Annotated in this window: 13 protein-coding genes; 3 read left to right on the top strand and 10 right to left on the bottom strand. The window is 47.6% G+C overall.

The annotated features are described in order from the left end of the window. Nucleotides 1-457: gliding motility-associated C-terminal domain-containing protein (locus tag GK108_RS30780; RefSeq protein ID WP_163955444.1), on the top strand; the 457-nt coding region annotated here is incomplete at its 5' end. Nucleotides 458-530: 73 nt separating this feature from the next. On the opposite strand, the gene GK108_RS30775 is transcribed toward GK108_RS30780, so the two are convergent. The 3 genes from GK108_RS30775 to GK108_RS30765 all read right to left on the bottom strand — a co-directional run bounded on the left by GK108_RS30775 (nt 531) and on the right by GK108_RS30765 (nt 2,923). Further along, nucleotides 531-1,244 (bottom strand): YebC/PmpR family DNA-binding transcriptional regulator, encoded by a 714-nt coding sequence (locus tag GK108_RS30775; protein WP_163955443.1) that lies wholly within the window; start codon nt 1,242-1,244, stop codon nt 531-533. A gap of 95 nt (nt 1,245-1,339) precedes the next feature. Then, complete coding sequence (lysA, locus tag GK108_RS30770) at nt 1,340-2,602, bottom strand: diaminopimelate decarboxylase (protein WP_163955442.1); 1,263 nt, start codon at nt 2,600-2,602, stop codon at nt 1,340-1,342. A gap of 66 nt (nt 2,603-2,668) precedes the next feature. Continuing rightward, on the bottom strand, nt 2,669-2,923 hold the full coding sequence (locus tag GK108_RS30765; RefSeq protein WP_163955441.1) for a hypothetical protein: 255 nt from the start codon (nt 2,921-2,923) through the stop codon (nt 2,669-2,671). Nucleotides 2,924-3,055: 132 nt separating this feature from the next. On the opposite strand from GK108_RS30765, the gene GK108_RS30760 reads away from it, so the two are divergent. After that, nucleotides 3,056-3,778 carry a 6-phosphogluconolactonase gene (locus GK108_RS30760; protein WP_163955440.1) on the top strand — a complete coding sequence of 241 codons (723 nt, stop codon included), beginning with the start codon at nt 3,056-3,058 and terminating at the stop codon, nt 3,776-3,778. Nucleotides 3,779-3,822: 44 nt separating this feature from the next. On the opposite strand, the gene GK108_RS30755 is transcribed toward GK108_RS30760, so the two are convergent. Further along, complete coding sequence (locus GK108_RS30755) at nt 3,823-5,166, bottom strand: amidohydrolase (RefSeq protein WP_163955439.1); 1,344 nt, start codon at nt 5,164-5,166, stop codon at nt 3,823-3,825. 212 nt (nt 5,167-5,378) lie between these two features. Between GK108_RS30755 and GK108_RS30750 the strand changes: the two genes are divergently transcribed. Continuing rightward, nucleotides 5,379-6,698, top strand: coding sequence for an NCS2 family permease (locus GK108_RS30750; RefSeq protein WP_163955438.1), 1,320 nt, complete (start codon nt 5,379-5,381; stop codon nt 6,696-6,698). Nucleotides 6,699-6,752: 54 nt separating this feature from the next. On the opposite strand, the gene GK108_RS30745 is transcribed toward GK108_RS30750, so the two are convergent. The 6 genes from GK108_RS30745 to GK108_RS30720 are packed head-to-tail and all read right to left on the bottom strand — an operon-like array spanning nt 6,753 to nt 9,757. Beyond that, nucleotides 6,753-7,184: a BrxA/BrxB family bacilliredoxin gene (locus tag GK108_RS30745; RefSeq protein ID WP_163955437.1), complete on the bottom strand. Its 432-nt coding sequence runs from the start codon at nt 7,182-7,184 to the stop codon at nt 6,753-6,755. Between the two features lie 44 nt (nt 7,185-7,228). Further along, nucleotides 7,229-7,540: a DUF59 domain-containing protein gene (locus GK108_RS30740; protein ID WP_163955436.1), complete on the bottom strand. Its 312-nt coding sequence runs from the start codon at nt 7,538-7,540 to the stop codon at nt 7,229-7,231. 28 nt (nt 7,541-7,568) lie between these two features. Next, entirely contained in the window at nt 7,569-7,997 is a 429-nt protein-coding gene (locus GK108_RS30735; protein WP_163955435.1) for a SufE family protein, read from the bottom strand. A 2-nt stretch (nt 7,998-7,999) separates the two neighbouring features. Beyond that, nucleotides 8,000-8,281 carry a type II toxin-antitoxin system RelE/ParE family toxin gene (locus GK108_RS30730; RefSeq protein WP_163955434.1) on the bottom strand — a complete coding sequence of 94 codons (282 nt, stop codon included), beginning with the start codon at nt 8,279-8,281 and terminating at the stop codon, nt 8,000-8,002. Continuing rightward, a complete protein-coding gene (locus GK108_RS30725) occupies nt 8,274-8,498 on the bottom strand; it encodes a hypothetical protein (RefSeq protein WP_163955433.1) in 225 nt (74 codons plus the stop codon). The genes GK108_RS30730 and GK108_RS30725 overlap by 8 nt, the downstream gene beginning before the upstream one ends. Before the next feature lie 20 nt (nt 8,499-8,518). Continuing rightward, nucleotides 8,519-9,757 carry a cysteine desulfurase gene (locus GK108_RS30720; protein ID WP_163955432.1) on the bottom strand — a complete coding sequence of 413 codons (1,239 nt, stop codon included), beginning with the start codon at nt 9,755-9,757 and terminating at the stop codon, nt 8,519-8,521. Between the last annotated feature and the right edge of the window lie 235 nt (nt 9,758-9,992).

Raw genomic sequence — 9,992 nt, 5'->3', positions numbered from 1 at the left:
CACTGAACTGGTCAGCATTCCGGCGCCGACCACGAGCTTCGATCATACGAATCTGACCACCGTAGCAGGCTGTTACTACGTCACGGCTGTGAGTCGGTCGGGCGTCGAAAGCTTACCCTCCAACCGGGTCTGCAATGACGCGTGTCCGTTGTTTGTGTTGCCTAATGTGTTCACTCCCAACAGTGACGGCAAGAACGATGTGTTTGCGCCGTTACGTTGTCCTCGGTTTGTGGAGCAGGTAGATCTGATTGTCTACAACCGCAATGGCAGCAAGGTGTATGAGGGAAGCAGCCGTGGTCTAAGCTGGGATGGCAAGAGCAGTTCGGGCAGCGATCTGCCGAGTGGGCTGTACTACTATCAGGTGACGGTTCGGTACGCGGTGCTGGATCGGAATGCGGCCACACAGGTCCTGAAGGGCTGGGTGCAGATTCTGCGGGAAGGCGTCAGCATGCGCTAGTTAGGTTTATGGTTTGTTGTTTATGGTGACTCCGTAGAACCATAAACAACAAACCATAAACGCAAAAACCTTATTACTTCATATTATGGTAGACCGTTTGTACGTCGTCGTCCTCTTCGATACGTTCGATGAGTTTTTCAACGTCGGCTACCTGCTCGTCGGTTAATTCCTTGTAGTCGTTAGGAATACGCTCAAATTCGGCCTGTTTGATTTCGTAGCCTTTTTCTTCCAGGAATTTCTGGATAGCCCCGAAAGCCGTGAATTCGCCGTAAATCACAAATTGGTCCAGTTCGTCATCGAACTCAATCTCGTCACCACCAACATCAATTAGTTCAAGTTCAAGCTCTTCCTGATCAATGCCTTCGGCCGGAATCCGGAAGACCGATTTCCGGTCAAACAGGAAATCGAGCATTCCCTGCGTACCGAGGCTTCCGCCCAGTTTATTCAGATAGCTACGAACGTTCGCTACTGTACGGTTATGGTTATCCGTTGCCGTTTCGATTACGAGTGCAATGCCATGTGGTGCGTAGGCCTCATAGACGATTTCTTTGTAATCCTCCTGCTCCTTCGATGATGCCTTTTTGATTGCCCGATCGACGTTATCTTTCGGCATGTTAGCCGCTTTGGCATTTTGGATAATAGCCCGAAGACGTCCATTTGTATCTGGGTCTGGACCACCGTTTTTAACGGCAATAACAATATCTTTTCCGATGCGGGTAAAGGTCTTGGCCATTTGCCCCCATCGTTTCATCTTACGCGCTTTCCGGTATTCAAACGCTCTTCCCATTTCGATTTATGGTTTGTGGGTTCTGGTTTATTGTTGTTGATCGACGGTCTGCTACGTTCAGTTCATCTAGTCAACGCCGAACAATAAACCATAAACTATACTTGTTGCTCAATTATTTCTGAATTCAATACAGGTACATCAACCTGACCACGTAGCAGATCGTCGAACGTTTCGCGCTGACGGATCAGATAGGGCGCACCATCATATACCAGTACTTCGGCCGGACGGAAGCGGGCGTTGTAGTTCGAAGCCATGCTAAAACCATACGCTCCGGCATTTTCAAACGATAACACATCGCCGGGCCGCACTTCGGGCAAAGGCCGATCGGTGGCAAACGTATCCGTTTCGCAGATGTAGCCGACAACTGTATACGTTTTCGTATCTCCCGAGGGGTTCGAAACGTTCTTTATGTCATGGTAAGCGTCGTACATCATTGGCCGAATCAGATGGTTCAGTCCTGAGTCTACCGCCACGAAGGTTCTGGTTAGGTTTTCTTTAACAATATTCGTCTGTACCAACAAATGGCCGCTTTCGCTGACCAGAAATTTGCCCGGTTCGAACCATAGCTCCAGCTCCCGGCCATATTGCTGACAGAAACCCTGGAACGCTGCGGAAACTTTACGGCCCAGATCCGCTACGTCGGTAATATGATCACCTTCTTTGTAGGCAACTTTAAAGCCACTACCGAAATCGATAAATTTCAGGTTTGGATAATCGCTGGCTAAATCGAACAGGACGTCTGCTCCCCGCAAAAAAGCGTCGGCGTTTTTGAAATCCGATCCGGTATGAATGTGCAGACCAACAACGGCAATCTGGTATTTCTCGACTATAGCGCGAATGTCGGGGCGTTGCAAAATCGAAATGCCAAATTTGGAATCAGCGTGGCCGGTCGAAATTTTTATGTTTCCGCCTTCAGAAATGTGCGGATTGATACGAATACTTACCGGAACTGATGAGCCGTAGTGTTGACCAACCCATTCCAGTAGGGATAAGCTGTCTACATTGAGCTGTAGCCCCAGGTCAATTGCTTCCCGAATTTCATCGAATGATACACCACTGGGCGTAAACATGATCTGGCTGGGTTCAAAACCTGCCAGCATACCCATTCGTGCTTCGTTTACCGATACCGAATCCATCTCAACGCCTTGCTGACGCATCAACTTTAAGATCGAAATGTTCGTTAAGGCTTTAGCCGCATACTTTATCTTCAGGTTGACACCGGCGAAAGACGACCGGAGCAAGCCAATTTTTTCGATAATTTTGTCAGCATCGTATACGTACAATGGTAAACCGAATTGATCGGCAATGGCCAGTACGTCGACGCCCTGAATCTGATAGTTGCGGTCTTGTAGTTGCATAATTTCTGTAAACGAGCCGCAAAATTACGGCATCTTTCTACGATCTACAACATGCGTTATGTACTCTTATGGTGGCTGTTTGTCAGTCCGTTGTTTGTACACGGGCAAATAACCGGGAAAGTTCGACGTTACGCTGTCCGTAGCCCGATCAATGGAGTGTTGATAAACCGGCCAACGGTTTTTATCGGCCACCTGCTCGCCGATTAGGTGGCCATCAGCAAAAATCCCGAATAAAGTCGGTGAAGCAAGGGCAGAAAGGCGAGCCAGCCCTTCCCGAACCGGTTTCCAACCCCCAACCTGTGTCGGTAGCCGACCTGCCATCAGGCTTTCCGCTCCGGCGGAGAAAGTTGCGTTCGCGCCTAAGAGATCGATAAGCTGCGTGAGTTTGGCGTTTTACGGTAGGAGGGCCACTGGATTTGCTTTATCTTTCAACAGAACGTCCTAAACCTATTTATGAATCTCAAGAAGTTTTCTGATTATAGTGCACTTTCACAACATACAGCTGAGTATATCGCCAGTATCATCACCAAAAAACCAGATGCGCTACTCTGTCTGGCATCGGGCGACACACCCATTGAGACGTATCATCGATTTGTAGCTCTGGTGCAGGCCGGAAAAGTAGATATCAGCCGGTGTACATTTGTGGGCTTGGATGAATGGGTTGGTTTTGGGCCTGAAGATGCTGGGAGCTGTTCATACTACGTCTACCGTGACCTGTTTAAGCCGCTCAACCTACGTCCCGATCAGATCCATGTTTTTAATGCTAAAGCAGATGATCTTGCCAGCGAGTGCAAACGTATCGATGCTGTGATCCGGTCGAAAGGTGGGTTGGATCTGTTGCTGGTTGGTATGGGAATGAATGGTCACATCGCGCTGAATGAACCGGGTACGCCCTTCAACCTGGGCTGTCATGTGGTTGAGTTGGCCGAAAGTACCAAAACCGTAGGCCAAAAATATTTTGAAACAGAAACCTTGCTGACACAAGGCATTACGATTGGCTTGCGCCATTTGGCCGAAGCACGTAACGTAGTGCTGCTGGTTAGTGGCGATAAAAAAGCTCCGATGCTACGTGAAGCCCTAACCGGACCCATTACGGAGCAGGTTCCAGCGAGCATCATCCAAACCCGTCCCAACGCAAATGTTTGGGTGGATCAGGCTGCTGGAAGTTTACTATAAGTTTAGATATGCCATGTCTTGAAGACATGGCATATCGATCAGAATTATTTTGTTTTCAAAACGCCCAACAGCGCATCCGTACCAATCTGAACGCCCCAGGGAATACCGGCCAGATCGACCATATAGTTGCCATTATGGTTCGAAAAGGGCGCTTGCTTTCCTTCTTTTCGGGCGGCTATTACTTTATCCATAGGGGCCGTCCCGATGAAAATAAAGTCGTATACCGATTTCTTGTTATCCAGAACCAGATGGTGAAAATCTTCGGAACCCATAGCAGCCGGGATGCCGGAAGAAATTAAGCTACCTTTCTTAACTACTCGTTGCAACGTAGTATTTACTTTGCTGACCAGCGCCGAATCATTAACAACGGGAAAGGAATATCCTTTTCGCTTCATAATAGGATACAAGCCCATCGGTAAACCATTGCTGACGGCGATCCCGCTGTCGATCCGACTAACGCCATCGTAAAGCATTTTTCGGGTTTCGGGCTTGAACCACCGGAAATTTATTTTCACTAATGCTTCGGCCGGTATTACGTTATTATCCTGGCCCGCCTGAACCGACCCAACCGTCAATACGGCCGGAGTTTGCGGATCGTTACTCCGGCTAATGATTGTCTGGTATTGCAGGATGGCTTCGCTGGCCATAATAATCGGATCTTTAGCCGATTGAGGTGATGAACCATGACCGCCAATTCCCCGGAACGTAACGTCTAACTGATCGGTCCCGGCCATGCGTGTGCCGGGTACGTTAAAAACCATGCCGGTTGGAAATGGGCCTGTGTGCATGGCCAGTAAATAATCGGGTAGCGGTACATTTTTGATGAAAGCAGGGTCTTCCCGCATGGCACGGGCCCCCATAATGGGTTCTTCGGCGGGTTGAGCAACCAGGACCAGTGTGCCCTTCCAATCCTGTTGCAGGGTCTTCATCAGTTTGGCAATGCCGAGCAGCCAGGTCGTATGGGCGTCGTGCCCACAGGCGTGCATAGTTGGTACTTCATTGCCATCGGCGAGTTTTACGGTTGCCGTGCTGGCATACGACAAGCCGGTTGTTTCCTTGACGGGCAAGGCGTCCATATCGGCGCGGAACATCACTGTTGGTCCATCGCCATTTTTTAAAATACCAACGACGCCCGTTTTACCAATACCCGTGAAAACCTGATAGCCTAGCTGTTTAAGCTCTTCACTGACTATCTCGGCTGTACGCTTTTCCATAAAGCCAAGCTCGGGATGCGTGTGTAAATCCTGATAGACGCTTACCAAGCGAGCCGAATCCTGATAAGCCAACTGTCGTATCTTACCGAGTAATACGTCCGACGGCTGAGCAACCGATAGAAGCGTGCAAAAAATATAAAAGCAGGCGAGAGCACATCGGAGACTTTTCTTCATAGGTTTTCGATTGTAATATTGGTCAACGTAGCAAAATAATTCATTCTTTACAAGGCTTATAGCTTGTGGTTATATTTTGTATAATTCATTATTCGTAAAATAATATGCTGAATCCTTCGTGGGTTCGACAATAGGTCGGTTAAGTCTTATTAATTGCCATTCTACGCGAATCATTGTATGTTCAGCAATGAATGCCAACCTGTGAAAATCGAATGTCTCAAAACTATACGCTTATTACGTCTCGTCGAACTGAAGTTCTTGCCGGTATTTCTACCTTTCTGGCAACGATGTATATTATTGTGGTTAATCCCTCCATTTTGAGCCAGGCGGGTTTACCATTTAGTGGTGTGCTGACGGCTACCGTATTACTTTCCTTTTTTTGCAGCCTGATGATGGGCTTGTATGCCCGGAATCCCATTGTAGTGGCGCCCGGTATGGGGCTGAATGCGTTCTTTACGTTTACAGCGGTGAAGGGTATGGGCTTAAAACCCGAAATTGCCTTAGGGGCTGTGTTCTGGGCTGGCATTTTGTTTCTCTTATTGTCGCTGCTAAACGTTCGATCGGCTATTGTCCGGATTATTCCGTTGCCGATCCGTTACGCCGTTTCGGCGGGTATTGGGCTATTCATTACGTTAATTGGCTTTGAAAACGCCCGGTTTATTGTGGCAAACCCTGCTACGTTGGTAGGGGTCGCGCATTTGACCGATCCCATCATTCTGACGTTTATCGCCGGTCTGTTTATGACCAGTATACTGGTTGTTCGGGATGTGCCGGGGGCAATCATTATCGGCATTATACTCACTACGTTGCTGGCGTGGCCTATTGGTCGGTATTGGGGCGATGCGTCAGCGATTAATTTCGGTCAGAAAACGCTGGTCAATATGCAGGGGATTTGGGCTGCTCCCGACTTTTCGCTGATTGGTAAACTTGATTTTGTAAACTCGCTATCCTGGTCGCTATGGCCTGTCATTTTTGCCTTTGCTTTTACGGATCTGTTCGACAGTCTTTCTACGTTTGTGGGGGTAGCAGAAGCGGGTGGTTTGCAGGATGCGGATGGACAACCACGGAATCTGAATCGTTCGTTACTGACAGATGCTGTGTCAACAACACTGGCGGGAATTCTAGGGACTAGCCCTGGTACGGCCTATATTGAATCGGCGGTCGGTATTGCACAGGGAGGACGTACTGGTTTGACCGCCATTGTGGCCGGTTGTTGTTTCCTGCCATTTCTGTTTCTCTCGCCTTTACTATCTGTGATTCCGGCTATAGCGACGGCTCCGGCTTTAGTATTGGTTGGCGCTTTTATGATGAAGCCCGTGACACGTATTGAGTGGGGCAAACTGGACGATGCATTGCCCGCTTTCCTGGCTTTAGCATTGATTCCGTTCAGTTACTCTATTACGCAGGGATTAATATGGGGTTTTCTGTCCTGGACTGTTATAAAAATAGCGGTAGGGAAGAGCCACGAAGTGCCTGCCGGTTTGTGGGTGGTCGATCTGTTTTGTGTATTAGCGATAACGGCAGGGCACTAAAACTGAAAAAGCCTGGCCAAATAGCCAGGCTTTTTCAGTTGATTTAAACAGAAATTAGGCGTTTGCGGGTGAGCAAAACTCTTCCAGCGCCATCTCAAGGTGCTGAGCAATCATCTGGGCCGAACGACCTTCAATATGGTGACGCTCAATGAAATGTACTAGTTCGCCATCTTTGAAAATGCCAATTGCAGGCGAAGATGGAGGGTAAGGAAGCAGATATTCCCGCATTTTAGCAGTTGCTTCCAGATCGCCACCAGCGAATACTGTCACCATTTTGTCTGGCTTGACAGCACTAGCTGCTAGAGCTGCTTTTACGCCTGGGCGAGCAGCACCTGCAGCACAACCACATACCGAATTTACCACAACCAACGTGGTACCTTCAGCATTTTCCATCGTGTTTACCACGTCCTCAGCGGTGGTAAGTTCTTCAAACCCAACACTGGTCAGGTCTTCCCGCATCGGGACAAGCAAATGAGGAGGATACATAATTGACAGTTTATAGTTTACGATTTTTTAGTACTAATTCTACATTACATAAAGCCGAGTTCGAGTTTAGCTACTTCCGACATTAGCTCCGTAGAGTAGGGCGGATCGAACGTCAACTCAACGCTCACATCGTTGACGCCTTCAATGGCCCGGACTTTTTCTTCGATTTCGCTCGGAATAGAACCAGCAGAAGGGCAGGATGGTGAGGTCAGCGTCATTAAAATATAGACGTTATTGACCGGAAATATTTTGATGTCGTAAATGAGGCCCAGTTCGTATACGTCCACTGGAATTTCGGGGTCATATACCGCTTTAAGAGCTAATACGACTTGTTCTTTGAGTTCTTCGTCCGTCATGGTAAAGAGACGTTATTGAGTGATTAAGTTAGACGGTTTGATTCGAGTAAGCCCGACCATATGCTTTCATTCGTTCAATCATGGAAGCCAGTCCTCCGGCACGCAACGAGGTAATCAGATTGCCCATGCCAACTCGTGGAATAAAATACAGATCGGCGTTGGCGATGTCTTCTGGTTTTTCTCCTGATAATACACGGATCAATAGGCTAACCAGTCCTTTAGAAATCTGAGCGGTGGGTTCGCTATCGCCATGGAAGTAAAGCTTATCCTCTTTAAATTCGGCATCGACCCATACCTTCGATTGACAGCCTACAATTCGATTTTCGTCAGTTTTGGCCGATTCAGGCATTGGAGGTAGCTTTTTGCCTAAATCAATAATGTATTGCGTCTTGTCGAGCTGATCTTCGAACAAGTCGAACTCGTCAATAATCTCGTCTTGTTTTTCGTTGATTGTCATGCTTAAAGTTTACCAAGGGGCTTACTCATTGGTCTGAGGGCAAGAATTACAGGAGTTTCGTCTTGAGTGCTATATACCAACCGATAGCTACCAACAAATACTTCCCGAATAAAGGAAACATTGTAATCAGGGACCATTCGACCCATACCCGGAAATTGTTCAATCAGGTTTAGTTTCTTTTCTAACTGAGTCATCCATTCATCGGCGGCCAGCATAGATAAGTCGAGCAGATAAGCATAAGCGTGTCGTACTTCTTCACGAGCAGGCTCTTTCCAGTTAATCATGCTTCTGATTTATCGCTGCTAGCTTTTGTTCTTTCAGCTCTTTCAGTTCCTGCATAACCTGTGAGTGTGGAACGAGTTTGGTTTCCTGCAATCGGCTTTCTATGAGTTTTATAAACAGAATACGTTCAATTAAATCCTCCGAAGATACCCTGTCGGGCAATTCGTTTAAACTGGCAAGCACTTGACTTTTATCCAAAAGAATCTCTCCTGTTTCCATGTTGTTACTAGTTAAGTAAGCTACAACATCATTTTCTGCACTCGGCGTAGCCCCTGAATAAGCCGGTCGACCTCATCTCTGGTGTTATAAACCGCAAACGAGGCCCGCGTAGTTCCGGCGATACCGAAACGTTGCATGAGCGGCTGCGTGCAATGGTGCCCCGTCCGAACCGCTATACCCTGCTGGTCCAGAATGACGCCAATATCCTGATGGTGAATGCCCTCCATAATAAAGGATATAACACCAATTTTTTCTCTGGCCTGCCCTATGATACGTAGTCCATCTAATTCCAGAAGCTGCTCTGTAGCGTACCGAAGCAAATCGTTTTCGTGGGCTGCGATAGCTTCTTTTCCCAGGCTGGCCATATAGTCGAGGGCCGCTTTAACGGCCACTACGTCGGCAATATTAGGCGTACCGGCTTCGAACTTGTAAGGCAGATCGGCGTAGGTAGTTTTGGCAAACGTAACTTCCTTAATCATTTCTCCGCCACCCCGAAACGGCGGCATCGAATCCAGGAGTTCTTTTTTGCCGTACAAAACGCCCATGCCTGTTGGGCCGTATAATTTGTGAGCCGACAATACGTAGAAATCAGCATCCAGTGCCTGCACATCCAGCTCCAGGTGTGAACTGGCCTGTGCGCCATCAATCAAGACAACCGCCCCAACCTCATGTGCTTTCTCGATGATAGTCTTAACCGGGTTGACAGTACCCAGTGCGTTCGATACGTGTACGCAGGAAACGAATTTGGTACGTTCCGATAGCAGCTTTTCGTATTCGTCCAGTAGCAGATCGCCATTGTCATCAACGGGAATAACTTTCAGTATGCAGCCCTTTTCCTCACATAACATTTGCCAGGGAACGATATTGGAATGGTGTTCCAGCGTAGAAATAATGATTTCATCACCCGCTGTCAAAAAATGGCGACCATAGGTTTTGGCAACCAGATTGATGCCATCCGTTGTACCGTAAGTGAAGATGATCTCCTGCCAGTGTTTGGCGTTCAAAAATTCCTGAAAAGCCCGGCGCGATGCTTCGAAAGCGGCTGTTGCCTGTTCCGCAAGGTGGTGAATACCCCGGTGAATATTAGCATTATAGCCTTCATAATAACGGGTCAGGGCATCAATAACTAGTAACGGCTTCTGATTGGTAGCAGCGTTGTCGAAATAGACTAATGGCCGACCGTTTACTTCCTGATCGAGGATGGGGAAGTCACGGCGAATGTTCTGTATATCGAGAGGAGTTGCTAGGGCTGGCTGCATGAAAAATAAAAAATAGAAGCTAGACTAATGAAAACGCTGATATAGACTGTGTTTTCAAAACACAGGAAACAGGCTGTTCGGTTCGGTTAGAAGCGTGATTTGTGAGGCATGGCCAATTCTTCTGGATTGGTTATAGGCATAAAAAGCTTTACTGGACTTGTAAGAATCATTCGTAATAGGGGATAATGAGCCAATTCGTTACTTGGTTGTATATGCCATCATTAACAATTGATAA

The organism is Spirosoma terrae, assembly GCF_010435915.1.
GTDB lineage: Bacteria > Bacteroidota > Bacteroidia > Cytophagales > Spirosomataceae > Spirosoma > Spirosoma terrae.
This window is presented reverse-complemented; position numbering and strand designations above follow the sequence as displayed.